25 protein-coding genes and 2 pseudogenes are annotated in these 26,899 nt (G+C 39.5%); 19 read left to right on the forward strand and 8 right to left on the reverse strand.

Going from position 1 to position 26,899, the window contains the following annotated elements; translation table 11 throughout:
- Positions 1 to 2 precede the first annotated feature (2 nt).
- Entirely contained in the window at positions 3 to 779 is a 777-nt protein-coding gene (locus tag AC3ANL_RS09450) for an IclR family transcriptional regulator (protein ID WP_488328956.1), read from the reverse strand.
- Between the two features lie 248 nt (positions 780 to 1,027).
- Here AC3ANL_RS09450 and AC3ANL_RS09455 point away from each other — a divergent pair, with 248 nt between their 5' ends.
- The 5 genes from AC3ANL_RS09455 (at position 1,028) to AC3ANL_RS09475 (ending at position 6,092) form a co-directional block, all read left to right on the forward strand.
- Positions 1,028 to 2,491: an aldehyde dehydrogenase gene (locus AC3ANL_RS09455; protein WP_488328957.1), complete on the forward strand. Its 1,464-nt coding sequence runs from the start codon at positions 1,028 to 1,030 to the stop codon at positions 2,489 to 2,491.
- A gap of 202 nt (positions 2,492 to 2,693) precedes the next feature.
- Positions 2,694 to 3,542 (forward strand): DODA-type extradiol aromatic ring-opening family dioxygenase, encoded by an 849-nt coding sequence (locus tag AC3ANL_RS09460; RefSeq protein WP_488328958.1) that lies wholly within the window; start codon positions 2,694 to 2,696, stop codon positions 3,540 to 3,542.
- A gap of 339 nt (positions 3,543 to 3,881) precedes the next feature.
- Complete coding sequence (locus AC3ANL_RS09465; RefSeq protein WP_488328959.1) at positions 3,882 to 4,880, forward strand: VOC family protein; 999 nt, start codon at positions 3,882 to 3,884, stop codon at positions 4,878 to 4,880.
- A 41-nt stretch (positions 4,881 to 4,921) separates the two neighbouring features.
- Positions 4,922 to 5,938 (forward strand): amidohydrolase family protein, encoded by a 1,017-nt coding sequence (locus AC3ANL_RS09470; RefSeq protein ID WP_488328960.1) that lies wholly within the window; start codon positions 4,922 to 4,924, stop codon positions 5,936 to 5,938.
- Positions 5,939 to 5,960: 22 nt separating this feature from the next.
- Positions 5,961 to 6,092 carry a hypothetical protein gene (locus tag AC3ANL_RS09475; protein ID WP_488328961.1) on the forward strand — a complete coding sequence of 44 codons (132 nt, stop codon included), beginning with the start codon at positions 5,961 to 5,963 and terminating at the stop codon, positions 6,090 to 6,092.
- A 61-nt stretch (positions 6,093 to 6,153) separates the two neighbouring features.
- Here the strand turns inward: AC3ANL_RS09475 and AC3ANL_RS09480 are convergent.
- From AC3ANL_RS09480 to AC3ANL_RS09510, 7 genes and pseudogenes are all read right to left on the reverse strand, one after another.
- A pseudogene (locus tag AC3ANL_RS09480) lies at positions 6,154 to 6,240 on the reverse strand (DUF4256 domain-containing protein); the annotation flags it as partial.
- A gap of 95 nt (positions 6,241 to 6,335) precedes the next feature.
- The gene (locus AC3ANL_RS09485) at positions 6,336 to 7,046 is read right to left on the reverse strand and encodes an ABC transporter ATP-binding protein (protein ID WP_488328962.1); all 711 of its coding nucleotides are present in this window, start codon (positions 7,044 to 7,046) and stop codon (positions 6,336 to 6,338) included.
- Complete coding sequence (locus AC3ANL_RS09490; RefSeq protein ID WP_488328963.1) at positions 7,039 to 7,794, reverse strand: ABC transporter ATP-binding protein; 756 nt, start codon at positions 7,792 to 7,794, stop codon at positions 7,039 to 7,041. Before AC3ANL_RS09490 ends, AC3ANL_RS09485 begins: the two co-directional genes overlap by 8 nt.
- Positions 7,791 to 8,783, reverse strand: a complete 993-nt coding sequence (locus AC3ANL_RS09495) for a branched-chain amino acid ABC transporter permease (RefSeq protein WP_488328964.1) — start codon at positions 8,781 to 8,783, stop codon at positions 7,791 to 7,793. Before AC3ANL_RS09495 ends, AC3ANL_RS09490 begins: the two co-directional genes overlap by 4 nt.
- A complete protein-coding gene (locus AC3ANL_RS09500; RefSeq protein ID WP_488329693.1) occupies positions 8,784 to 9,587 on the reverse strand; it encodes a branched-chain amino acid ABC transporter permease in 804 nt (267 codons plus the stop codon).
- A 177-nt stretch (positions 9,588 to 9,764) separates the two neighbouring features.
- The gene (locus AC3ANL_RS09505) at positions 9,765 to 11,000 is read right to left on the reverse strand and encodes an ABC transporter substrate-binding protein (protein ID WP_488328965.1); all 1,236 of its coding nucleotides are present in this window, start codon (positions 10,998 to 11,000) and stop codon (positions 9,765 to 9,767) included.
- A gap of 276 nt (positions 11,001 to 11,276) precedes the next feature.
- Positions 11,277 to 11,459: pseudogene (locus AC3ANL_RS09510) on the reverse strand (IS110 family transposase); the annotation flags it as partial.
- A gap of 597 nt (positions 11,460 to 12,056) precedes the next feature.
- On the opposite strand from AC3ANL_RS09510, the gene AC3ANL_RS09515 reads away from it, so the two are divergent.
- The 14 genes from AC3ANL_RS09515 to AC3ANL_RS09580 all read left to right on the forward strand — a co-directional run bounded on the left by AC3ANL_RS09515 (position 12,057) and on the right by AC3ANL_RS09580 (position 26,673).
- Positions 12,057 to 12,317: a hypothetical protein gene (locus AC3ANL_RS09515; protein ID WP_488328966.1), complete on the forward strand. Its 261-nt coding sequence runs from the start codon at positions 12,057 to 12,059 to the stop codon at positions 12,315 to 12,317.
- Positions 12,302 to 13,129: a hypothetical protein gene (locus AC3ANL_RS09520; RefSeq protein WP_488328967.1), complete on the forward strand. Its 828-nt coding sequence runs from the start codon at positions 12,302 to 12,304 to the stop codon at positions 13,127 to 13,129. Before AC3ANL_RS09515 ends, AC3ANL_RS09520 begins: the two co-directional genes overlap by 16 nt.
- 776 nt (positions 13,130 to 13,905) lie before the next feature.
- A complete protein-coding gene (locus tag AC3ANL_RS09525; RefSeq protein WP_488328968.1) occupies positions 13,906 to 14,511 on the forward strand; it encodes a TetR/AcrR family transcriptional regulator in 606 nt (201 codons plus the stop codon).
- 565 nt (positions 14,512 to 15,076) lie between these two features.
- Positions 15,077 to 16,729 (forward strand): class I adenylate-forming enzyme family protein, encoded by a 1,653-nt coding sequence (locus AC3ANL_RS09530; RefSeq protein WP_488328969.1) that lies wholly within the window; start codon positions 15,077 to 15,079, stop codon positions 16,727 to 16,729.
- 189 nt (positions 16,730 to 16,918) lie between these two features.
- Positions 16,919 to 17,536: a TetR/AcrR family transcriptional regulator gene (locus AC3ANL_RS09535; protein ID WP_488328970.1), complete on the forward strand. Its 618-nt coding sequence runs from the start codon at positions 16,919 to 16,921 to the stop codon at positions 17,534 to 17,536.
- An 80-nt stretch (positions 17,537 to 17,616) separates the two neighbouring features.
- Complete coding sequence (locus AC3ANL_RS09540; RefSeq protein WP_488328971.1) at positions 17,617 to 18,855, forward strand: thiolase family protein; 1,239 nt, start codon at positions 17,617 to 17,619, stop codon at positions 18,853 to 18,855.
- Between the two features lie 31 nt (positions 18,856 to 18,886).
- Complete coding sequence (locus AC3ANL_RS09545) at positions 18,887 to 20,026, forward strand: acyl-CoA dehydrogenase family protein (RefSeq protein WP_488328972.1); 1,140 nt, start codon at positions 18,887 to 18,889, stop codon at positions 20,024 to 20,026.
- 49 nt (positions 20,027 to 20,075) lie between these two features.
- Positions 20,076 to 20,846: an SDR family NAD(P)-dependent oxidoreductase gene (locus AC3ANL_RS09550; protein ID WP_488328973.1), complete on the forward strand. Its 771-nt coding sequence runs from the start codon at positions 20,076 to 20,078 to the stop codon at positions 20,844 to 20,846.
- A gap of 40 nt (positions 20,847 to 20,886) precedes the next feature.
- Positions 20,887 to 22,041 (forward strand): 2-hydroxyacyl-CoA dehydratase subunit D, encoded by a 1,155-nt coding sequence (locus AC3ANL_RS09555; protein WP_488328974.1) that lies wholly within the window; start codon positions 20,887 to 20,889, stop codon positions 22,039 to 22,041.
- 44 nt (positions 22,042 to 22,085) lie between these two features.
- Entirely contained in the window at positions 22,086 to 23,390 is a 1,305-nt protein-coding gene (locus AC3ANL_RS09560) for a 2-hydroxyacyl-CoA dehydratase subunit D (RefSeq protein ID WP_488328975.1), read from the forward strand.
- A gap of 101 nt (positions 23,391 to 23,491) precedes the next feature.
- Positions 23,492 to 24,403: an acyl-CoA dehydratase activase gene (locus AC3ANL_RS09565; protein ID WP_488328976.1), complete on the forward strand. Its 912-nt coding sequence runs from the start codon at positions 23,492 to 23,494 to the stop codon at positions 24,401 to 24,403.
- A gap of 25 nt (positions 24,404 to 24,428) precedes the next feature.
- Positions 24,429 to 25,217 carry an enoyl-CoA hydratase/isomerase family protein gene (locus AC3ANL_RS09570; protein WP_488328977.1) on the forward strand — a complete coding sequence of 263 codons (789 nt, stop codon included), beginning with the start codon at positions 24,429 to 24,431 and terminating at the stop codon, positions 25,215 to 25,217.
- A gap of 17 nt (positions 25,218 to 25,234) precedes the next feature.
- Positions 25,235 to 26,002 (forward strand): SDR family NAD(P)-dependent oxidoreductase, encoded by a 768-nt coding sequence (locus tag AC3ANL_RS09575; protein WP_488328978.1) that lies wholly within the window; start codon positions 25,235 to 25,237, stop codon positions 26,000 to 26,002.
- Between the two features lie 71 nt (positions 26,003 to 26,073).
- Positions 26,074 to 26,673: a hypothetical protein gene (locus tag AC3ANL_RS09580; RefSeq protein ID WP_488328979.1), complete on the forward strand. Its 600-nt coding sequence runs from the start codon at positions 26,074 to 26,076 to the stop codon at positions 26,671 to 26,673.
- The last annotated feature ends 226 nt before the right edge of the window (positions 26,674 to 26,899 follow it).

Genomic DNA, 26,899 nt, shown 5'->3' on the forward strand with positions numbered 1-26,899 from the left:
TTTTAGCTCCTATATCCCATCCGAATGGAAATCTCCATCGCGGAGTTCATAACCTTTTTTGCATATCCCTGGACTTTTTGTGGCTGGATCCTTTGTTTTGGTCCGACAATCGATAATGCTGCAATGACATTTCCTTGGTAGTCAAAAATCGGAGCCGCGATCGTAATGACACCCTCGTGAAATTCCTCAAAACATGAGGCGTAACCATTATCTTTAATCTGTTTTAAATGGAGTCGTAATTTTTGTGGATCTGTAATCGTGTTTTTAGTGAACCTTTTTAACCCATCTCTAATGACAGCTTCAATGACATCATCCTTTGAAAAAGCTAATAATACTTTTCCTGAACTAGTACAGTATGTAGGATTTCGTCTTCCAACGTGAGTTAAGATTCTAACCGGATGATTACATTCAACCTTTTGCAGATAAATTACATCTAATTGGTCTAAAACAGTAATGTGAGCGGTTTCACCAATGGTTTCAACAAGCTTATTAAGGATAGGCTGGGACTCTCGATATACATCCATATTGTGATTGACAATGCCACTTAAAGATAGAATTGACAGGCCTAAACGATATTTCTTTGATTCAGGATCTTTAAAGACAAAACCTTCACTTGCGAGCGTTGCCATTGTACGAGAGACCGTACTCTTATTAAGTCCAAGTGAATTAGAGAGGTCACTAATCTTTTTTTCTGGTTCGTCCATCGAAAAACTTTTTAAGATTCGAAGTGCATTTTTAACAGATGAAAGATGACTATCTTCTTGGTTTTTAAGTGCCAAATGATTACCCCCTAAGTTTCATTATAGAAAACAAGGTTGTTCTATAGTACGCAATATATCAAAAAATACACGATTTGAAAAGTGAAAATTATAAATATTTAGATAAATAAATGAATATTTTGCATTTTTTGAAATTTTTTAATGATTGTTTCATATAGAGAAACTGCAGCGTTGTATGTGAAATTCGTAAGCTTTACCATAAAGTTAAGAAAATAGTAAAAATTAACTTTTCTAGGAGGATTATTGACATGCAAGTAGAAACTAGGGTAAGAGCTATAAATTGTTTACACTTTATAAACGGACAATTTGTTGAATCTCAAAATAAAAAAACCTTTGATAACATCAATCCTGCAACTGAAGAAGTGCTAGGGACAGTTGCAGAAGGTGGAAAAGAAGAAGTAGATTATGCAGTTGCAGCTGCTCGCAGAGCGTTGAATGGTAGATGGAATGGGATGACGGTCGGAGAACGTTCCAAAATTCTACGTCGCATTGGTGATTTGATTCTTGAAAGACAAGAAGAATTGGCTCACTTAGAATCGTTAGATACTGGAAAGCCATTCTGGTTAGCCAACAGTATCGATATCCCGCGTGCTGCCTATAACTTCCACTTTTTTGCAGATTACATGATTTCCGTTAACACAGATGCCAATCAGCAGGATAATCAGGCGATTCATTACAGCTATCGTCGCCCAGTAGGTGTTGTGGGAATCATTAAGCCTTGGAATCTCCCATTATTACTACTTACTTGGAAATTAGCTCCTTGCTTGGCTATGGGGAATTCAGCCGTTATTAAACCTGCAGAATGGACTCCTATGACTGCAACGGTGTTAATGGAAATTTGTAAAGAAGCAGGAGTTCCAGATGGCGTTGTAAACCTCGTTCATGGATTCGGACCAAATTCTGCTGGTGGAGCGATCACAGAACATCCAGATGTAGATGCTATTTCATTTATTGGTGAGCCAAGTACAGGGACAGCAATTATGAAATCTGCAGCAGCATCATTGAAAAAGCTATCCTTTGAATTGGGCGGTAAAAATCCAAATATTATTTTCGCAGATTCTAATTTGGATGAGGTTATTGAAACAACACTTAAATCTAGTTTTATTAATCAAGGGGAAGTTTGTCTTTGCGGATCACGTATTTATGTTGAGAGACCTGTATATAAAGAATTCTTAGCCAAATTTGCTGAAAAGGTAAAAACATTAAAAGTTGGCCATCCTTTGAACAATGATTCTAAAGTAGGGGCATTAATAAGCAAAGAGCATTATGACCGAGTTAATAGCTATATTGAGATTGCTAGAAATGATGGAGCCACTATTTTGACAGGTGGAAAACGTCCGGACGGCTTTGAAAAGGGATATTATTTAGAGCCAACCATTATTACGGGATTAGATCGGAATTCTCGCTGTGTCCGCGAAGAGATCTTTGGACCTGTTGTTACTGTAATGCCATTTGATATGGAAGAGGAAGTAATCATGCAGGCGAATGATACGCATTATGGGTTAAGTACAACGATTTGGACCAATGATTTAAGACGTGCTCATCGCGTTGCCCATCAAATTGAATCTGGAATTATTTGGGTAAACACGTGGTTTTTACGTGATCTTCGTACTCCATTTGGCGGGATGAAGCACAGCGGGATCGGCAGAACAGGCGGCATGCATAGCATTGATTTTTACTCAGAATTATCCAATATCACGATTAAGTTATAGGAAGGGGAGTAAGAAGAGTGACGAATAAAGTACAACAATATGCAGACCAATGAGCCGAAGCAGAAAACACTAGGATTGGTACTGCTCCACTTACAGCAATTGATCCTGACCTTACAGTAAAAGATATGTCTAAAAAGGAAAAAAATCTATTTTTTTACTTATGAAAGCGGTTGCTAAAAAATCTATTTTTAGGGAGGATCATATGACGATTGAATTGAGTATGTTGGCCCCACATGTCCCAAGTATTTGCCATGAAAAAGATGTACCTGAGTTTCAAAAGGATATGGTTTCAGCTATGAAAGAAGTTGCTAAAGAGATTGAATCAATAAAACCTGATGTTCTAGTATTAGTTTCATGTCACTGGCCATCAACATTTTTTCATTATGTTGACTGTACTCCTGTCCATAAGGGGATTCTAACTGCATTTGAAGCGCCAGATTTGATTAAAGATGTTCCCTATCATTGGCCAGGTGACGAAGACTTAGCTAATCAATTAGTAGATGCTGGTAAGGAAGCTGGCTTGCAAGTCCAGGGGGTAAATGATCCTTATTATATTTGGGATTATGGAAGTGTCGTACCATTACGCTATCTTGTTCCAAATGAAGATATTCCGGTTATTAATTTATCTGTTACATTAGCAGCAAGTTTAGAAGAAACCAATAAGTGGGGGCAAGTCATTGCCAAGGTTTTACGTGAAAGTCAGAAAAAAGTAGTATTTGTTTCAAGTGGTGCCTTATCTCATAATTTAGTTCGTGGAAGACACAATAAGCCGACAGTAACGGAACATGCTATGGACAAGCAATTTGTGGAATACATCATGAAAAAAGATTATCAAGCAGCCTATGATATGCTTCCGCAGTATGCAAGGTTTGCAAAGGTTGAATCCGGTGGACGTCACCTTGCAATGCTATTTAGCATGATTGAGGATGGATGGGAACCAACCTATTTAGCGGACGGACAATCTTCTGGAAGTTGGAATGCAATGGTTACTTTTGGGAATAAAGAGTCAGTCAAGATAGAGGCTGAAGCAGATAGCGAATATGTTAGATAAAGAAAAAGGCTGGAGGATTTTTTTTTGGAAACGCCTACAAAATATTTAATAGAAAATTGTATTGGAGTTCTTTAAAGTTTCACATAGAGGAAATCACTTTCAATAAAATAATTTAGATTTTTTTAAATTTTTATAATTTAATTTCACATAGAACAATTCAGCACTTTTGTTTGCCCCATCGACCCCATATAATAGGAACTAGTTAAAGAGAAAGTCACATTTTTTTATAGTAAATTATTTGAATTATCGAAATCAATTTCTTCTTACAATTCATGTAAGCGGTTTCCGATATGAAATAATTTACTCTAAAGCAAAATAAAACACTGGAGGTATGAAAAGATGACGATATCAAATGCAAAACAAAATGAGGTAGAACTGACTGAACTAGATCTTAAATTATCGAATGTTGCACACATAGGCCACGCATCAATCAATGTGACTAACTTGGAAAGATCTACATGGTTTTTCACAGAGGTTCTGGGCCTGCATGTAACCGCAGAGGAAGACGGCAAGGTTTATCTACGAGCATGGCAGGACTGGGATCATCACACATTAGTTCTCAATCAAGCTGAAAAACCTGGACTGGACCATTTTGGTTGGAGAGTTAACTCAGAAAAATCACTTTATGCATTCGAAAAATCGTTAATAGAATCAGGAACTGACTATAAGTGGATAGAAGGTGGTACTGAACTCGCACAGGGTGATGCCATCAAATTCTACAGCCCAGCTGGAATTCCTATTGAGCTTTATTGGGAAATGGAAAAGTATTCGAACCCACTGACAGCTTCCAAATTGCCTAGTCACCCAATGAAATACAGTGGGAAAGGTGCTGCGCCTCGCCGCTTTGACCATGTGAATGTGATGGTGAATGATGTTGCACATGAACAGGAATGGTGGACTAATTTCCTTGGAATCCATCATCGTTACTATATCCAAAATGAAGCAGATGTTCGTCTTGGTTCATGGTTGAGCAAAACAAATATCGCACATGAAATTGCAATCATGCGAAACGGAAATCAATCGGGAGCACTTCTCCATCATGTAGCTTATTTCTTAGATTCACCGGATGAACTACTGCGTGCACTGAATATCATGGCTGAAAATGACATCAAAATCGAGTGGGGACCTGGAAAGCATGGTACAAGTGGGGCGCAATTCCTGTATGCATTTGAGCCATCTGGTAACCGGATTGAGCTGTGGACAGGCGGAATGCTTATTTTTGCACCAGATTGGGAGCCAATTGAGTGGCAATCAGGAACTGGACAGTTTGGGCTTGATATGTGGGGAAGCACACCACCTAAAAGCTACTTGACTTACGGTACAGAAATAAAGAAATAGATTGGCAGTTTAGGTGTCTTAAAGAAGGGGGATTTTCAGCTTTGACAAAAAAATTACGAGTTGATTTTCATACACACATCATTTCCGAGGATTTTCCTGACCTGGCAACAAAATATGAAGATGGCCGGTTTCCGATACTTGAAAAGACCTGCAGCTGTGGTGCTGAAATTAAGATACAAGGCAAAACATTCAGGAAGATAACCGACCAGGCATGGGATCCCAAAAAGCGGATTGAAGACATGGATAAGGAGGGTGTGGATATACAGGTGCTGTCACCGATTCCAGTCACCTTCTCATATTGGTCGGATCCGCAGGCAGGCCTGGAGCTTGCCCAGTCACAGAATAATTTTATCGCTTCTGTGGTAAAAAAGTATCCAGACAGATTTATTGGAATGGGCACGGTTCCACTGCAGGATGTGAAACAGGCGGTAGCAGAGATGGAAAGAGCTGTTAAAGAGCTCGGACTTAAAGGGATTCAGATAGGTTCCAATGTAAACGGACTAAATCTGGATGACGATTCCCTGTATCCATTTTTTGAGGCGGCAGCAGAAATGAATGTTCCACTTTTTGTCCACCCATGGGCAACTCTAGGACGAGAAAGGCTGCAACGTTTCAATTCAATGTATACTGTCGGAATGCCATCAGAAACTGCGTTAGCAGCCGGAAGCATCATTATGAGCGGGATGCTGGACAAGTTGCCGAATCTGAAAATTTGCTTTGCACACGGAGGCGGATCTTTGCCATATATCCTTCCAAGAATGGATAAAGGCTGGGAAGTTTGGCCGGATACCCGAAATACAGAAAATCCTCCAAGCTCCTATGCGAAAAAACTGTATTACGATTCACTCGTATACGACCCAGATAATCTGAAATTCATGATCGAACGTTTTGGTGCAAAGCAAATTATTGCTGGATCTGATTATCCATTCTTACTGCGCGAAAAGCCGGTAGGAAAGGTCATTGACAACCATGAGGATATTTCAGAAGTCGATGCAAGGTTAATGCTTGGACAAAATGCTTTGGATTTTCTTGGATTGAATGAATTGGTTAAATCCTGACTGTAAACTCTAGGGGATGTTTATGGAAACGAAAAATGCTTCGAAAACAGAAAGTCTTTCAAAGCATTTGAAAGAAAAAAAGCCAAATTCATCACTACCTTTTAGTGAGAAATTTGGCTTTTGCTATTCCACAAATTCGATTGTTGAAGAATGAGATTAAAGCATTTCCCCAAGTGATTTGTTCTCAAATTAAAATTTAGCTGTTTGTGCATAATTTAGACTCTTAGCGAGCCACGGAACCCTCTGGCCCCATAGTAAGAGTCCGCACCATTGTGGTACACGAAGATGTTCCCAAAGCGAAAAAATATACAAGTATCTATCCTTATTTTCTTCATAAAAATAAGGATTAAATTAAGCAAAAGGTAGACTCGAGATAGGAGTCTACCTTTTTTGGAAGCTATGAAACTCCCAAATATTTATGCTGAATATACTTATTTTCTAACAATTCATCTGGTGCACCATTCCAAACAATCGTACCCTTGTTCATGATTAAGATTTCATCCGCCACCTGGCAGGCAAGGGAAATATTTTGCTCAACCATTAATATCGAAAGTCCGGTCTCTTTCAGCTTACAGACGATTTCACCCACTTGGTCAATAATAACCGGGGCTAGTCCTTCAGATGGCTCATCCATTAACAGAAACTGCGGATTAGTCATCAATGCCCGGCCAATTGCCAGCATTTGCTGCTGTCCGCCGGATAGCTGCGTACCCATATTATTTTCGCGTTCCTTAAGAATGGGGAATAGCTCATAAACCTTGTCGATATCCCAGTTTACTGCTTGACTATATCCTTTTCTTTTCCTAGCGGGCATCGTTAAGTTCTCTCTAATGGTAAGGGAAGGAAATATTCTTCTTCCTTGTGGTACTAAGCCAATACCATCACGAGAAATTTGGTGTGTTGGTAAAGCTTGTACTTGTTTATCATTAAAAGTGATGGTACCGCGTTTTGATTTGACCAGACCAGATATAGTATGAATCGTTGTTGTTTTTCCTGCTCCATTTCGTCCCAAAAGTGCGACACATTTTCCCTCTGGAACGGTAAATGTAACCCCTTGAAGGATATGACTTGTTCCATAATAGGAATGAACATCTTGTAACTCAAGCATGTTTTTTCGCACCTCCACCGAAATAAATTTCCTTTACCATTTCGCTATTTTTAACTTCTTCGGGAGCACCAGTTAATATTGGCTCACCATGGTGAAGAACAGTAATTCGATCTGCAATCGCAAAAACTACTTCCATATCATGTTCAATTACCACTAACGCCATGGAGCGCGGCAGTCTTTGAATCATCTCGGAAGTTTGAGTTGTTTCTGCCGGAGACATTCCAGATGTTGGTTCATCTAATAAAAGAAGCTTTGGTTTACTAGCCATCGCCAATAGTACTTCTAATAAACGTTGTTCCCCATAGGATAGATTATTTATTTTCACATCACGGCGATGGGTAATCTTCCATTCTTCTAATATCATATTTGTTTCTTTTTTTATATCAGAACGACTTGTTAGGGAAAACCATACGTCATGACGATATTTTTTCTTGGCTGTTAAGGCAAGATGAATATTTTCTTCTACCGTTAAATCACCAAATAAATTATTCTTTTGAAATGTTCGTGCCATCCCTAAATGAATTAATCTATGAGCAGGAAGATTTGTAATATCTTTCCCTTCAAAATGTACCGTTCCTGAAGTAATAGGAAGATGGTTTGTTATAGAATTAAAAAGAGTCGTTTTCCCAGCACCATTTGGACCAATAATAACATGGCGTTCGCCTGGTTGTACTTCCAATGATACATCATGTAGTATTTGTAGGGTCCCAAATGATTTATTTATTTTATCTACTTTTAGTAAGCTCAACTGATAACCTCCTCCTTTTCTGGTTGACTAGTAGAGGAAACCTTATTATTTTTGGATTTACTTTTAAAAATCATATCGACACCTAATTTCAACCACTGGATGATTCCGCCTTTTCCAAGAAGGACAAGGAAGATGAGAATGGCACCCAAAATCAATGGCCATCTTTCCGTATAGGTACTGATAAAGTTTTGTAGGAAGATAAAGACAGCCGCTCCAATGGCAGGTCCAAGCAATGTACCTACGCCTCCAACGATAACCATGATCATTACTTGACCAGAGAACAACCAAGCAGATAACTCAGGAGAGACGAAAGCGTTATAGAAGGAATAAAGTGAACCAGCAAACCCTGCTAATGCTCCGGAAAGGGTATAGGCTAATAATTTATAAACACGAACGTCATAGCCAAGTGCAACCATACGACCTTCATTTTCCATGACGCCTTTCGTAATTTTTCCTGCTGGAGATGCCACGAATAATCTTAGTAAAATAAAGACAGCGACAAAAATAATTCCCATCACATAATACATGGTTTGCGGATCAAATATGTCACCAAATCCAAGATTCATAATAGCGGAAACAGACATCCCATCCGCTCCACCTGTCAAATCCTTCATTTGCCACAATAGAGTAAATATCAATTGGCTAAAGGCAAGCGTAATCATAAGAAAGTAGAATTTAGAAGTACGGATGAATACTGCTCCAGTCATGAATGCAATCACTCCAGTAATCGCAACCGCTATAATTATGATTAAATACGTATTAGTCACAACCTGCCCGATTAATGCAACAGAATAGGCACCAATTCCAAAAAAGGCAGCATGCCCTAGCGAATCTAAACCAGCATAGCCCATTATTAAGCCCAAACTCATGGCGAACATGGCCATGATAAAAATTTCAGTTGTTAAATTCGTTCCGAAATCAGAAATTATTTGCGGTACTGCGAAAACGCCGAGGAGAAGTAAAACAGCATAAAAAATATTTTTTTTCAATTATGCCACCTCTCTTCCAAATAGACCTTGGGGGCGAATGATTAAAATAACCATCATGATTAAGAATACAATGAGCATGGATAAGGATGGGAACCACACTTTTCCAAATATTTCAAGCACTCCAATAATTAAAGCGCCAATAAAAGATCCCTTCCATGAACCTAAACCACCTATTACAACAACTATTAAGGATGTGACAAGGATCTCAGAGTCCATTCCTGTATACATACCTAAGAGTGGCCCACCTAATACTCCACTTAATCCAGCTAAAGCTGCTCCAAAGATAAATACGCCTGTAAATACAACTCCTACATTAATACCAAGAGAACCAACCATTGCACGGTCATCTACCCCTGCACGAATGACTGCCCCTATACGTGTCTTTGCTTCTAAATACCATAGTAAAACTGCTAATAAACAACCAAGAAATACGACAAATAAACGAAATACTGGGAATGCCATATCCCCAATTGGGATGGACATATCAAGCATTGCAGGTGCTGGAATCGTTTGCATTTCTGTTCCCCAAATCCATTTGACAGAGTCAGCAATAACTAGCATTAAACCAAATGTCAGCAACACTTGTTCCAGCACTTTTCCATAAACACGTTTGATTAATACTCTTTCAAGGATAATACCAAATATCCCTACTGAAATAGCGGATAATATTAGTGCAAACCAAAAGTTAATCCCATTGCTAATAAAGGTAAAGGCCAAATAGGAACCTAGCATGAATAGTGCTCCATGAGCTAGATTGACAACATTCATAACTCCTAGAATAATCGTTAGCCCTGCTGCAATCATAAAGTACAGCATTCCATATGCAATGCCCGTTATAAGTTGAACTAGAATTATATCCAAGGACTCTCTCCTCTCTTCCTTTTTAAAATGTAGTAAAATAATCAGTTTTTCAATTAATAAATGGGGTTGTCTTTTGGGACAGCCCCATTTATTTAGTTAATCAGAAATTTTTAGTAACCATTATTCAAATGGTGATTTTTCTGGCATTGTTACTTTTTCTTTTGTTTCGACGATTTCAGGTACAAGTTTGCCGTCCTTCACAACGTTTTTTGTGATATAGAAGTTTTGAATTGGATTATGTGTTTTTTTATCAATCGTAATTGGCCCACGTGGACTATCATAAGAAATACCTTGTAATTCTTTGATTACTTTTTCGGCTTCCACGCCACCTGCTGCAGTTAGAGCTTTGTTAAGAACTGTTGCAGAATCATATCCATTAACAGAGAACGTATTTGGAAGCTTTCCGTATTTCTTTTCATAACCTTCAACAAATTTTTTGTTTAAATCATTCTCCAACCAAGGTGAGTATACAGTTCCAGCAAGATATCCTTCCGAATCATCTCCAGTAGGCTCTGTCATTAGTAAATCACCAAACTCTAATGTTCCAGACATTGGAATTTTATCTTTTAAACCAAATTCCTTGTATTGTTGAATATAACGTATACCGTCACTACCAGCAAAGAAGGAATAGATTACATCTGGCTTTAAGCTAGATGCTTCTTGTAAATAAGTAGAAAAGTCATTTGTTCCTAATTTAGGATAAAGTTCTTTTAATACTTTACCGCCTGCTTCTTCATAGGCAGCCTTAAAGGATCTTAACACTTCGATACCAGCTGGGAAATCAGAACCCATAATAACTGCATTTTTACCAATATTTTCTACTACATACCCTGCAAGAGAATTTCCATTTTGCCAGTTAGACCAAGAAACACGGTATACATAATCACTCTTTTTACTCCAATTAAGATCGTCTGCTGCTGCGTTTGGTACAATCATAGGAATTTTATCTTTATTTACTTCATCACGTAATGCAAGAGCGATAGAAGAGTTAGTAGGACCAACTAGAAGATTTACTTTTTCACTGTGAACTAATTGACGATATTTTCTTAGAGCTACTTGAGGATTTCCTTCGTCATCTTCAAATTTAAGCTCTACATTTTTACCGCCTAATTTCCCATCATGTTCTTCTAAATAAAGTTCGAATCCTTTTTTAATACCTTCAGATAATGGAGCCAATGGACCTGTAAAGGATAGGACAAAACCAATTTTAATCGTTTCGCCTTCTGTTGATTGAGGCTTTTCCTCAGTTGTGGTAGATTGTTTTTTTGCTCCTTGGCAGCCTGCAACAAAAATCATCATTGTTAAAAGAAGCAGGAACATTAATTTCCATTTTGATTTCGTTTTCTTATTCTCCATTTTCATTTCCCCCTTTTGTAATTAAAGATTGGCAAGCATTTCAAAACTATCCTTTATTAAGCGTTTACATTTCTGTTTTATGAGAAAAATTCCTCCTTTTTAGACACGTTTACATTTTTTTCAAAATGTTCAGATTTTTCTTTCTGACTAGATGTTATTATGAATTTGTTTCTACTGCAACACCCTTGTTGTGCTATACGCAACGTATTAAATTTTTTTTATAAAAATATAAAAATCTACCTGTTCAAATATTTTTTCTTATATCTGTTAACGAATGGCAATGATTGCTACTCTGAAGAGTTTTCCTTCTTCTCGTTTTTTATCGTAAAACTCTCGTAGTCTTTTATTACGTGCAATGATTTCATCAGTCGTTTTCTTTTTACGGGCATCACGAATACCGCTTTGAACAGCCATATACAAGGCATGACGGAGCCTGCAAGAGCCTCGTTTAGTAATTCTATTAACACAACTTCACCGCAATCCAAACAAATCGTGTAAATCTTCTCAGAGCCTATCGCCAATTTTTTATTAAGGGGACGAAGGTTTATGAAGTCACTCGCTTGCACAAATGAATTTGCTCCACAACTTTTACACTTCAGATCTGCACTATTCATTTTCATATAAGCCGCCTGTTATATGTTCTTTAAGACATTTTAAAAGATTTAATTTTAGATAATCATGAAAGATTCTCTTCCTCCTAAAGGGTCTATTAGCACTATTCAACACGAAGCAATGTTTTTCCTATTCAAAATAAAATAAGTCCCCTAGTAGGGACTCCTAAAAATCAGCAGTTGCCTTTTCAGTGGTGCTTTTCACCATTTGCACTATTTTCATAGCGTTTAGTACTACCTAAAAATGGAATTCATGTTAAAATAGTCCTTTTGAGTAAAAATTCCAAAAAAATCCAAAAATTCCCTAAGAAGAATGGCACAAGCGGAAGCGGGAAAATAAGGCGATGGTATTAGTAATGGTGACAGGCACCATATTGAAAGGCACTACCCTACAAGGGCTATTTGGTATTTATTCAAATAGATTAGTAGTTTTGTTGGAGAAGGCGTGACAGTTGAAATTTGGGATGAAGATGTGGCAAAAGATGATTTAATTACTAACATTCATACCAACAAAGATGGCGAATACTATGCAGAATTTGATAATAGTGCCAAATGGCCAGAAAGCGGCTATGATATTTATGTAAGGATCATAGCAGAGGGAGACGAATTTACCGTAACCCCGTCTAATAATAAAGATCCGTATCAAGTCGAAAGTGCTACAAAAGAGGATGTCCAAAAAGTGGATCCAGTTTGGATATTGATTTAACCACCAACCATAGCAGGGATAATGGAGAAGCATTTTCTGTCCATCAAGCCATGTTAATGGCAACCAAATATACGAAAAAAATAAATGGCGGTGCACTACCAGATGTCAGAGTGCTCTTCCCTGATACAAGTGGAGATAGTGTCTCTTATTATGATGGGGAAGATCTTCATTTGCTCCCTGGGGACGGTTTTGACTGGGATGTCATTGTGGGTTTTGTTAGTGGAGGTAGTGGAAAAATGAAAAGATGTTTGTTCCTCTTCATTTGCCTGTTAGCAATCGCAGGCTGCAGTCGGAATATGGAAAGTCAGAGTGAGGGCGGCAAGACTGCCCCGATGCAATCAGGGAAATTATTGCCGCCGATTACGGGTAATCTCGAGGTAATCGAGGAACCGCTCAGCCGAGATCAAATGAAATTGAATTTGCAAGTGAAATTCGGTAATCCCGAAGCACAGGCAAAAGCTGTCTTGGAGGCATCCGGTGTCATCCAGAATAGCGAGGCTGGAAAAACGGTCCTTGCTGAATGGACGGACGTCCAAGAAGGGGAAACCGCAACCGTCCCCATTACTGTAAAAGCGGAAGAGTTTGGCCAAGGCAGGATTAAAGTAAAGGTGGGAGCATACGACCAAGATGGCAAGTTTAAATATTCCCTGAATCCCACTCAATACTTTTTGGTTACAGAAGAAGAAGTGCTAACCGGCAAAAATGGGTTTATGGAGTTGGAACTGCAGCATCTCGATCATTTGAAGGAGCAAGGTAAGATCTCCGATAAAGAATACGAAAGCCGCAAAGAAGGAATAATGAAGGGGAACTAACATAACATGAGACCACCCGTCTACTATAAAGTAATCGGGTGGTCTTTATTTTTATAATTTTGGAAACATTTTCCTCTTCTACCTTTGGTAGTATAGTTAAGGAATGATTTCAAAAAATCATGGGGGACGCAGATGAAGTTTTTTATCATTATAAAAAAAGATTCCTTTGATAGCTAACAACGACAAGGGTATATTGACACTTACGATAACATTCGCCTATTATAAAACCGTAAAGGACGAACGAAAACTGTTACGGTGATTGAACATAAACTGTGTAAGTCGTTGATTCAACGTTGATGTAGACGCTAATTGATCGGAATGATTGAGCGGATAATATAGCGTCAGTCTTCAAAACTGCTTGAGACCTGCGTGCCAGGTCTGGTGGGTTCGATTCCCACACAGTCCCGCCAAATTAGGATTTTCAATTTTTTTAATAAAATTGTTTCAACACAGTCTTTTAGTGTTATTTGGCTAGACTGTCGAAGACTGTTTTGTCGAGACTGTGAAGGACAATTACTCTTAGTCACCTATTAAAATTCATAGGGGGCTATTTTTATGCAAAAAATAGTACGTAATTATAAGCGTCGTTAATGTAGTAGTAAGAGTACAAAGAAGGTATTAGATGAATTATGGGGATCAATCATTGACATTCTATAAAATAATCATAAGAAGTTTTTTAAATAAAACATTCTGAATATTTTTTATATATTGACACAACAGTCATATGTGACTAAAATTTTAAATATAGAATCTGATTAATAATAGGAGAGTTTTATATGAAAGCTGAAAACTATTCAAGAACGGATCGTCGAAAGGCATGGATACGTGAACAGATTATTAGTGGTGCTTTAGAGGCATTTTCCGAAATTGGATACATGAAAACCACTGTGAATGATATTACTTCACGGGCAGATGTAGGGCATGGAACCTTTTACCATTATTATAACAATAAGCAGGACCTCTTGAGTAAGTTGGTAGACGACCTGGCGGAGAAGGTGGATGAATATGTCCAGCCAAAGAATATGCAGTTAACTGTTTACGAAAGAATGAAATATGAAGCACAGAGAATTCTTGAGTATTACGTAAATAACAGCAGCATCCTATTGGCATTGAAGGAAGCAGTCATGGTTGACAGACAATTTGAGGAAAAATGGCTAAAAATAAGTGAAAGTCTATTCATGCGGATTGAGCGTGATATCAAGGGCTCGATTCAAAAGGGGTACTGTCACGACATCAATGTTGACGTAACGATTCGAGCTTTAGCATGCATGTTTGAGGGATATGGTCATCATTTAATGGCACAGCCAGTAACACCAGCGGAAATCCAAGAGGTTGCCCAAGCATTGACCAACTTGTGCTATAAAGCAGTATTTAAGGAATAATTGATTTAATCTGCTCGAATAAGCAACAGATTCAATCATTTTGTTGCTTATTCTTTATGTTTAAGTAGTTTATTCGGAAGTCATTGAAAATAATAAAAGGTATTTTAAAAAAAATATGTATTCAATGTATGCGCTTACAATTAGATATGGCTCTTACATATAAAAATAAACTTTGATTTCTATTTAGTGATAAATGGTATTTTTAAAGTTTATTTGATTCTTTTTACTAAAAAAATGACGGCGGTGTCACACGTGATGATCATGTCGTTAATAGATGATTTTAGAGGAATATAACCCAATCCTGACGAACAATAAAGGAGGTGAGTAAGAAAATTAAAAGATAAATTATCTGGATATAAACATAATTAGGAATAGTAAAACTTTTTAGTTTTGAGGGATCAATATCATAATGGCATACACGCGGCACAATCAATCCCATACGTACTGTTTTGCAAAAGGCACATAGGCTAAATGGGGGATCGCTACAAATTCGTTTTTTGCGCACCTATAGATTCTGCAGTGAAAATGGAGTCTTATAATATGGATGCAAAAGGAGAAGATTAATTTGGCGAATAACAAGGTATATAAATCAACTGTATTAATGGAGTCTTATTGGCCGGCCGAAACATCACAACCGCTACATAACTGGACGGTTGCCCAGGTATTAAGGGAAGTTGCGGCGGAGGTTCCTGAACGGATTGCTTTAGTAGAAGGTGTGGCGGATCCGGCAAGGCGCAGAAGATGGACATACACTCAGCTTTTAGCTGACTCTGAACGTGTTGCTTCAGCCCTGCTTTCTAAATTTAAACCGGGAGAGCATGTTGCAGTTTGGGCACCAAATGAAAGTGAATGGGTTTTGCTTGAATATGGATGTGCGATTGCAGGAGTCACATTAGTAACTGTTAACCCGGCATTAAAGGAGAAAGAACTGGAATACCTTTTACGTCAATCAGAAGCAGCGGGAATCTTCTTTGTTGATGAATACCGAGGTTATAACATGCTTGAGGCTGTTAAAAATGTCCGTAAAAACTTACCGTTATTGCGAAAAGTGATTTGTTTTTCAAATTTTGATGAATTCATGAATAGCGGCAGCCAATCAACCATTTTTCCAATTGTAAGGGCGGAAGATCCTTTTGTAATCATGTATACATCAGGTACCACTGGTAAATCCAAGGGAGCAATCCTTCACAATAAGGGTATAACCAACAGTACTAAATTTATGGCAGAACGTGCAGGAATGGAAGTAGGCGGTGTATGGGTGAATGTTATGCCGCTTGTCCATATGGGTGGCTGCGGGTTTGCGGTACTAGGAACCCTGCAACAACGGGGTACACTTGTACTAGTTAATAGCTTCGACCCAGGACTGTTTCTTGAGTTGATTGAAAAAGAAGGAGGTTCATTTGCACTTCTCGTCCCAACCATGGTTGAAGCAATCTTAAACTATCCTGATCGTAAAAAATACAATCTCTCAACCTTGAAGTCTCTGCTTTCTGGTGCCTCAAAGGTCGAACCTTATTTAGTTCGACGTGTGAAGGATGAACTAGGCTGTGGTATGTCAATTGTTTGTGGACAAACGGAGATGCACGGCGGAACAACCCAAACGCATCTTGATGATTCCCCTGAGGACCAGGCGGAAACAATTGGGCAGCCATATCCGCATATTGAAGTAAAGATTGCTGATCCTGCAACAGGCAAAGTACTTCCACTTGGTATGGATGGTGAAATCTGCTGTCGTGGATATCAAACCATGATTGGCTATTACAATATGCCGGAACAGACAGCTGCAACACTTAAAGACGATGGCTGGCTACATTCAGGAGATATTGGTTCCATGGATGAGAGAGGATTTATTAAAATTAAAGGTAGATTGAAGGATATGATCATTCGCGGAGGTGTAAATATATATCCGAGTGAGGTGGAATCACTGTTGCGGGACCACCCTAAAGTTGCTGATATAGCAGTAGTTGGCATACCGGATGAATATTGGGGAGAACAAGTCAATGCGCTTGTCATTCCATCTTCCTTTGAAGACCTGCCAACCGAAACTGAACTTACGGAGTACTGTAAAGCTAATATGGCAGGTTTTAAAAGACCAAGAAATTGGTACTTCGTGAAAGAGTTTCCGAAGACGGCAGCAGGGAAAATCCAAAAATTCAAGCTTCAAGAGATGGTCAAAAATGGAGAAGTTCACCAAGGTACCAATTTGACTCAAATTTAAGGTGTAAGGTGTTCCGGGTAGCGGGACACCTTTTTTGATTTGATAAAGGTTCTGCTAAGAACCTAGTTTTGACAGCTATAAGTCAATAAAAATTTTTATATTTTGAATTATCAGTTTTTATTGACATCAATGTCATATGTGACTACAATGTTGATAAAGGGTTATTTATGAAAAGTAGGAGTTAAGAATATGAAATTGGCAAAATCTAAGGAGACAATAAAACCAGAACGCAAGACTTTAAATCAGGATCTAATCAAGAAGTGTGCCATGGAAGTATTTTCTGAAATCGGTTACACGAAAGCGACTGTCAAGGACATTACGACAAAAGCCAATGTAGGGTATGGAACCTTTTACCATTACTTCAAAAATAAAAATGATCTCCTAGACCGATTAGTTGATGGACTTATAGAAAAGGTAGACAAAGATGTCCAGTCCAAAAACTTGTCAATAAACCTATATGAAACGATGAAAAATGAAGCTCAGAAAATACTAGACTATTACAATCAAAACAGAGGGGTACTCCTGGCATTAAAAGAAGTAATGATGGTGGAACAACATTATAAAGATAAGTGGTTGGAAATAAGTGAAAGCTTATTTAAACGGATTGAACGTGATATTAAAGGTTCCATAAAAAAGGGATACTGCCACAAAATAAATGTTGATGTCACGATTCGGGCACTTGCCAGTATGTTTGAAGGATATGGCCAACATTTAATGCTCAAGCCTAATAGTCAGAAAGAAACACAAATAGCTGCTGAGGCTTTAACTGACTTTTGTTATCGGGCAGTGATTAAACTGGAAGACTAGAATATTAGAGTAAAAGTTACATATGCCCGAATAGAAAAAAGATTAACCCTGGTTAGAGGGAACAGGAGGTTAAGGATTACATGAATAATGTTTATATTATCGGGATTGGGATGAACAAATTTGGCAAGTATCCTGGAGAGACAGTTCGAACCATGGCGGAGCAGGTGATTCATCAATCCCTAGAGGATGCAGGAATAAGAAAAGAGGATTTACAAGCTGGATTTTTCTCGAATACTTTTTGGGGAATGTTTGATAAACAGCATTCCATTCGTGGTCAGGTGGTTTTCAGGGGAATGGGGATTGACAGGATCCCAATAACCAATGTGGAAAATGCTTGTGCGGGAGCTTCAACTGCACTGCATTTAGCGTATACTGGCATTCGAGCAGGATTGTATGATGTCGCCATTGCGGTTGGTTCTGAAAAGTTGACCAATCCAGACAAAGCGAAATCGTTATCCGCTTATTCTAGTTGTATGGATGTAGAAAATTTTGATAAGCAAATCAATACATTATTGGAATACGGGAAGAACCTAGAAGTTGCACTTCCTCCTGATGAATCAGCACCTGGTGCTGGAAGGAGTGTTTTTATGGATGTTTATGCGATGATGACCCGTTGGCACATGAGTAAGTATGGTACCACTCAAAGACAACTAGCAGCCATCGCATCAAAAAACCATTATCACTCTTCTTTGAATCCAAACGCACAGTATCAAAATCGAATGAGTATAGAGGAAGTTATGAATGACAGTCCTGTTACATATCCTTTGACTCGCAGTATGTGCGCGCCAGTTGGAGACGGGGCAGCTGCAGTTATCGTTTGTTCTGAGAGATTCTTGAAAAAAATAGAGAAATCACGTCCGGTAAAAATTCTTGCCTCTGTGCATGGTCAAGGATCAGATAGAGACCTTGAAGGTGAGGATATCGGTGAAAGACTTGCCAAAGAGGCTTATGAAAAAGCTGGACTTGGTCCAAAGAATATCGACTTAGCTGAGTTACATGATGCTACTGCTTATGGAGAACTACACCAAAGTGAAGCAATGGGATTTTGCCCGCCGGGTGAAGGAGGAGCACTAGCAGAATCAGGTGCCACTACTATTGGCGGATCAATCCCAATTAATACAAGTGGTGGACTTGAAAGCAGGGGGCATCCAATTGGAGCTTCGGGGTTAGCACAAATTTATGAAGTTGTCACCCAGCTGCGAGGAGAAGCAGGAAACAGGCAGGTAATTGGAGCAAGAATCGGTCTTGCTGAAAACGGAGGCGGCAGTATTGGAGTTGAAGAAGCAGCGATGTGCATTCATATATTAGAAAAAGCGTGAACACTATGATTCTAGAGGAGGAATAAGAACGGTGGATTACAATTTAACCGAAGAATTGGCGATGTTAAAGGATATGACCTATAAATTTGCAGAGAATGAAATTGCTCCTCATTCAGCAGAATGTGATAGAGAAGAGAAATATACTCCTGAAATCGTAAAAAAAGCAGCAGACCTAGGGCTAGTTGGAGCATGGATACCTGAAGAGTACGGCGGTGCCGGAATGGGGATATTAGGTCAGGCTATTATAACGGAACAGCTCTCCCGTGTTGATATGGGAATTGGTACAAATATTATTACGGCAAGCTTCGGATGTGAAGCCATTTACCTATACGGCTCCGAGGAGCAGAAGCAAAAATATTTACCAAAGGTTTGTAAAGGAGAGTGGGTATCATCAGGTGCTTTTACAGAGCCAAATGCCGGTACAGATGCAGCTGGTTACCAAACTAGAGCAGTACGTGCTGGTGATGATTTCATCATCAATGGCAGTAAAATCTTTATCACTAATGGTACTGTTAGTGATTTTATGGTAGTTCAGGCGATTACACAACCAGTTGAGAAAAGGCATAAACGTTTCTCCCAAATTATTGTAGACGCCAATAGTGAGGGAATCACAAGAGGTAAGCTTCATGGGAAATTAGGAATACGTGCAAGTGATACGGCACAAATCTCATTCGAGAATGTCCGTGTACCTCAAGCTAATCTTGTTGGAACAGATGGAAAAGGATTTCCGCAGCTTATGCACTTTTTTGATATTACTCGAATGATGGTTGCCGCTCAGGCATTGGGGATTTCGCAGGCATGCCTTGATGAAGCTGTTAAATATTCAAAAGAAAGATATGCATTTGGCAACCCGATTGGAAGCTACCAGGCTACAATGACAAAATTAACAGAGATGGCTGTCAAAGTAGAAGCACTTCGAAATATCGTCTATAAAGCGGCATGGCTTGTCGATTCAGGAAAACCTGATTTTACACTTTCGGCGATGGCAAAATACTTAGGTGGTCAGACGGCTGTTTTCTGTGCAAATGCTGCGATTGAAATTCATGGCGGTTACGGTTATATGGGGGAATACAAGGTCCAAAAATGGTACCGTGATGCCAAGATTCTTGAAATCTATGAAGGAACGAAAGAAGCAGAGGTTATGGCCATTGGACGTGTTCTCCATTCTTAAATTCATTAAAGACTGAATATTAAATCTTTTCTAAAAAAAGGAGAAAAATATGATTGCAAATCTTAATGGTAAAGTTGCCCTTGTCACAGGTGGAACGAATGGAATTGGAAAAGCAACTGCTTTAAAGCTTGCAAAAAGTGGAGCTGATGTCGTTGTTAGCGGCAGAAATCATGAAGCAGGGATGCGGGTTGTAGCGGAAATTGAAGAACTGGGCAGACGTGCCATCTTTTTAGAATGTGACTTGTTTGTCTATGATTCTGTAAAACAAATGGCAGACCGTGCCGTTGCTGAGATGGGGAAAATTGATATTTTAATAGCCAATGGGGGTGCCACTGTTCAGTATGCGAGGTTTTTTCACGAACTAGACCCTAATGACTATGATGGATGCTTAAACAGCCAACAATCCTCTAGACTTTATGCGATACGGGCCATGCTCGACCATATGAGAGAGCAAAATTATGGAAAGATTGTCATCATTACCTCTGACGCGGGACGAATTGCTACCCCAAGAGAATCATTAATAGGATCGGCAGCAGCAGGTCTTGTACTTATGAATAAAGCATTGGCAAATGAGTTCGCTCGCTGGCAGATTCGTGTGAATGCACTATGTTTAACCGTTATCCAAGATACTCCAGGATTTGAGGCAGTTATGGCTACTGAGGCAAGTCATGTATTTCAAAAAGCAGTGGACCGTGCCAAGCTTGGTTTACCTAATGCGGAGGATGTTGCAGAGGCGGCCCTTTTCTTTGCCTCACCCGAATCCGACAGAATTACAGGTCAAACTTTAAGCATCAACGGTGGTCTTTCATTTGCAGGGTAAAAGAAACTTTTCTGTTAATAAAAAAGGAGGTAACACGTTTATGTACCAAAATTTATCATCAGATGAAATTATGAATAAATTAGCACAAATAGCAGCAGACCCTTATGAGAGAGCAAAAGAATGGAAAATGGAAACCGGCTCAAAAATTATTGGCTGTTACATTATGCATTTTCCAGAAGAGTTACTTCATGCAGCGGGTGTTTTACCAATTGTCCTTCAAGTGAAGGAGGAACCCATTACTACTGGGCACGCGTATTATCCTTCTTATTTCTGCGGTCCGACTCGCAGTATTGTCGATCAAGCAGCAAAGGGCGAATTAAATTTCTTAGACGGATTCGTTGGTGGAGATTATTGTATCCAAGCTGTTGGCGGTTCTGAAGTAGTTGGGAGTCTTCTGCCGAAGGTAAACCATATGTTTTTCCGCTTGCCTGTTGGAAACCAGCCATGGACCCATGGAGATATCGTTCAAGGATTAAAGGAATTAAAACGAGATACTGAAAGATTCACAGGTAAAGAGATTAGTGATGAGTCGCTCCTTAAAAGCATTCGTATTTATAACAAAAGCCGGAGCTTAATTAGGGAGATCTACGAGTTAAAAACAATCCATCCTTCATTACTTACTTCGAGTGAAATGTTGTCCATTATTAAATCAAGCATGGTGATGCTGAAAGAAGAGCATAACGAGATACTAGAGAGCCTGATTCCGAAGCTTCATGGTAAGAAGGATTCTATAAAGGAAGAAGGAGTGCGTGTCTTCTTATCTGGAAGTTTCTGCGGCGCACCGAAAAACGAGATATTGGAACTTGTTGAACAATCAGGTGCTATTGTAGTCGGGGATGACCTTTTCCATGGCTACAGGTATATTAGTGACAATATTGCTGAGGATAGGGAACCACTGGCAGCAATCGCTGCACATTATATTGATAAAAATACAAACGTCCCTTGTCCAACTAGATGTGATCCTAAAACCGACTGGCCTCAATACTTAGTTGACTCGATGAAAAAGTATAAAGCAGATCAACTTATCATTGTAATGGCACAATTTTGTGAACCGCATATGTTCTTCTACCCAGATATCAAGGACGCCATGCAAGCGGCTGGAATTCCTCACCTACTCCTAGAAATCTCACACGAACTAGATTCTATCGAAACCATTAAGACTAGATTAGAAGCCTTTGTTGAAATGGCTGTTTAAATTTTAAAAAATTGACGCAATTAAAAAGAGAGGAATGATGATAAATGGCAGTACAGGAAGCGAAAAGAGCGAATCGATTAAAGTCTGGTAAATTGGTTAACAAGCTTGTTAATGAATATTGGGAGGATCTGATTAATGCCAAGAAGACTGGTAAAAAGGTTGTTTATACAACAGGTCTCCCAATTGGGATGTTCATGGCTGCACAGGATATGGCGTGGATCCACGGAGAAGGTTACGGTGCACGTGTTGCGGCAAGACACGAGGAAAAAGAACCGCAAACCTTTGCTGAGAACCGCGGTTTTAATCGTGAACTCTGCTCATACGCAAGAACACAAATGGGATGTGCGATGTTCGCTGAATTAGGTGTTCCGGAAGATTTGAACCCAGGTCCAATTGCAACCGAAATTCCGGCACCAGATGCGATTGTTACCTGTTATCCGGGCTGTTCAACTGGTCCGCAATGGGATTGGGCTATCGAGCGTGTTTTTGGTAAAAAAATCCCTTGGTTTAATGTTGTTATTCCGTATCATATGGGACGTAACGGCTCTACCTATATGAAAGGCGAAGAATTTGAGGAAAATGTTAAATACGTAGTCAGGCAATTTGAAGATTTGATTAAGTTCTTAGAGGTTGTAAGCGGCAAGCCATATAACTGGGATAAATTCCAAGAGTTAATGGGTGTCACAAAGAAGGTCGGGAAGCTTCGGATGGAAGCGATGGAACTATGTAAGGCGAAACCAGCTCCTGCCAGCTTTTTTGATTGGTCCATTCAAATTGCACCGGTCAATTATCTCACAGCATGGCCAGGGACGGTGGAAGCGATGCAAGCTGTTAAAGATGAGGTTCAAGAGAGGCTCAACAATGGAGTCAGCGCTGTTCCAAATGAAAAGTATCGTATTTTCTGGGAAGGAATTATGAATTGGAATAAGCTTGGCTGGATGGCCGATAAGTTTGCCAGCTATGATGCGACTGTCGTAGCGGGTAGATACACGCATATGGCGTTCTGGCATGAGCCAGATACGATAGACCCTGAACATCCGTTAAGGGGAATTGCGATCAATCACCTTGAGTGTCAGTTGAACCTTGGTTACCCAATTACTGAGGAGCGAATGATGACATTATCTAAAGATTATTCCATCGATGGTATTGTCTTTCATGGTGCAAGAACTTGTCGTTCCTTCTCCCGTTCTCATTTCTTGTTAGCAGAAAACTTAAATAAAAAGATGGGTATTCAATCTACTTCCTTTGAGGGTGATATGGTTGATGATTCCTTCTATAAGGAAGAACTCGTTAACACTCGTATTGAAGCACTGATTGAAAGTCTTGAAGCACAAAAAAGCCGAGGGTAATAGATTCAGAATTTGTTAGGGAAAACAGGTTCCGGACAGATTTTTAAAGTGGTTGAATTTGGGGGGAGTTAATCCCTTAGAATGATGGAGGAGAGAGTTAAATGACATCAACAAGTGATGGTTCTTCCTTTTATACAATGGGTGTAGATAGTGGTTCTTTAACCGGTAAAGCAGTGATTATTGATGGAAATAAACGAATTGTTTCCCATAGCGTAAAACAATTGGGCTTTGTAAGTCAAAAAGCCGTTATGATGGCGATTGAAGATGCCTTGGAAAAAGCAGGATTGGTTCTTGATGATATTGCATTTACCGTAAGCACGGGTTATGGAAGGAAAAGGTTAGAAATTGCAGGTAAGAATCTTACAGAAATAAGCTGTCACGCAAAGGGAGCCAACTATCTGTATCCCGAAGTAAAAACGGTGATTGACATTGGCGGTCAGGACAGCAAAGTCATCGCGGTCGATCCTTCAGGAAATGTTAAAAACTTTGCGATGAACGACAAATGTGCTGCGGGTACGGGTCAATTCCTAGAAGTTCTTGCGAGAGCGCTGGACGTTGAATTGACTGAAATTGGTGCCTTGTCGATGCAATCAGACGCTGATATCAAAATCAGCTCCATGTGTACAACGTTCGCTGAGTCAGAAGTCATTTCCTTAGTTGCGGAAGGCCACTCAACAGTAGATATTCTTTCTGGTATGCATAAGGCAATTTCAGGAAGAATGAAAGGCTTAGTTGGGCGTGTAGGAATGCAACAGCCAGTAATGATGACAGGTGGAGGTGCAAAAAATATAGGATTGGTTCATGCATTAGAAAAAACGTTAGGTGTTTCTATATTCATCCCCCATGAGCCCCAAATTGTCGGTGCTTTAGGGGCAGCATTATTTGCGAATGACTTCGCTACGGGGATGCGGAAAAAAGTAGAAGAGGAACAAGACTTAGATAAATCTCGTGCACCTGCAAAAGATTGCGCTAGTTGTTCCGTGCAAAATTACCAATTAAACCAAAACGGATAATTGCTTTTTTAGAAAGGAGAAAGCCATGCAATACGAAAGTATTCGTTTTGAGCGCCGCAGTGCCGGCGCTTGGATTATTTTAGACAGTCCTAAGAATATGAATTCCGTGTCATCTACTATGCTGAGTGAGTTGGAGAGCGTTTTAAAAGAATGCGAATCTGACAGCAGTGTCAAGGCTGTTGTCCTAACTGGAACAGGGTCAGCGTTCTGCGCTGGAGCGGATCTTAAAAATGTCCTTTCATCTTTAGATAATTCTGAACCTGGTATGAAGGACTTTCTAGATATGTTTGATGAGGTTTGTGGTCTTCTTCGAAAAATGCCAAAACCCGTGATTGCTGCTGTCAATGGTATTGCACTAGCAGGTGGTCTGGAGCTTGTCATGTGCTGTGACATCGTATACGCCGCTGAAAGTGCCAAAATCGGAGATGCACATTCTAACTTTGGAGTTTTTCCAGGAGCAGGTGGTGCAGCGGTTTTGCCAAAGAAAATCGGGCTAAATCGGGCAAAATATCTTTTATTTAGCGGTGATTTTCTATCTGCTGCTGAGATGGAAATGTTCGGTTTGGTTAATAAGGTTGTGGCTGATGAACTGCTTGTGGAGGAAGTCGAAAACTTTGTTGAGAAGCTTGCCGCTAAAAGTCCATTGGTGCTCCGCCGAATGAAAGAAGTGGCAAACGCTTCGGTGGATCAAACACAGGATGCGGCGTTGCGGCATGAAATGCTTAATTTACGCCAGCATGTTCGGTCTTACGACTTAGCAGAAGGACTAAAAGCCTTTGCAGAAAAGCGTAAACCTGAATTTAAGGGTTATTAAGTGGAGGGTGAGAAGGAATGAATATTAAAAATCGGGTATTTATTGTTACCGGTGGTGCCTCGGGTCTTGGTGAGGCCTGTACGAGGCTGTTTGTGGAACAAGGTGCAAAGGTCGGCATTCTAGATATGAATGAAGATCGAGGAGAGAATCTTGCAGGAGAACTTGGTGAATCAGTTGTTTTCTACAAGACAGATGTAAGTGATGAAACTTCTGTAAAACAAGCAGTGGAAACAGTCTCTACCACTTTTGGCGGTATTCATGTAGCAGTCAATTGTGCCGGTCTTATTTTTGGTGCAAAGGTATACTCCAAGAAGGGACTTTTTCCAATGGATAAGTTTAATAAGGTAGTCCAAGTAAATCTAATCGGCACGATGAACGTAGTTCGATATGCAGTCCAAGAGATGTTGAAGAATGAACCCGATGAAAATGGAGAAAGAGGAGTTATTGTGAATACAGCTTCAGCAGCGGCCTTCGGCGGTCAACTAGGACAGGCGGCATATAGTGCCTCGAAAGCAGGAGTAGTTGGGATGACTCTTCCGATTGCTCGCGAGATTGGCGATTATGGGATGCGGATTGTGGCAATCTCACCCGGTCTTTTCGATACGCAAATGTCTAGTGGAATGCCCGAATCATTTAAACAAGAAGTTACCCAGCATATTCCTTTTCCAAAAAGGCTTGGGAATCCGTCTGAATATGCAGCAACGGTTAGACATATTGTTGAGAATCCATATATAAATGGAACAACGATTATGCTAGACGGTGCAGCGCAGCTGCCTGCGAAGTAAGCTGGGATCACACATGTTAATGAAATTTCGTAAACAAGTGGAATGATTCAGCTTTCAAGATAATCAAGGTAATGTCATTGAACGAAAAACGGAAATTCGGCTTTGATCCATTAACTGGTGAATCATCTCGTCTAATATTTGACACAGGGGTAAAAATTCAGCCACCTGATTATACAGAGGCTGCCGAGCAGACAGGCGGGGAAAATTGTCCGTTTTGCAGCGAAAATATCCTAAAGCTGACTCCAATATTTAATAGAGAAGTAACAGAACAACGAAGAAGTTTTCGAAATGCCATTGTATTTCCAAATTTATTCCCCTACAGCAAACATAATGGTGTCGTTATTTTTTCTGGACAACATTATGTGAGATTGGAAGATTTTACAGCCGAAATGATAAAAAACGCCTTTTTAGCTGCACAAACCTATATACAACGTGTAGCTGCCACAGATAATATTGCAAAGAATTTTTCCATTAACTGGAACTATCTTCCTTTATCAGGAGGCAGTATTATTCATCCTCATATTCAAGTAATGGTTTCAGACTCTCCAACAAACTATCAAAGTATTACAGCAGAAAAGGCACATACTTTTGAACGTGAAACGGGTAAGGAATATTTCACGACACTATGTGAAACTGAAAAAAAGCTAGGAGAAAGATGGAGCGGTGAATAAGGAAAAATTGCTTGGCTTCATGCATTTGCACCAAAAAGCCATAATGCCTTCTTAGCAGTTTTTTCAGAAGCCTATTCGATAGATGATCTAACGGAACAAGATTGGCTCCATTTTTCGAACGGTTTACTTTCTATTTTTGCAACTTTAAATGAACAGGGATTTGCTAGTTTTAATTTAATGGTGCATTTATCACCAGATCCGCAAATGAAGCAGCCGATTCATGTAC

It is taken from the genome of Neobacillus sp. DHD-1R (assembly GCF_057747995.1).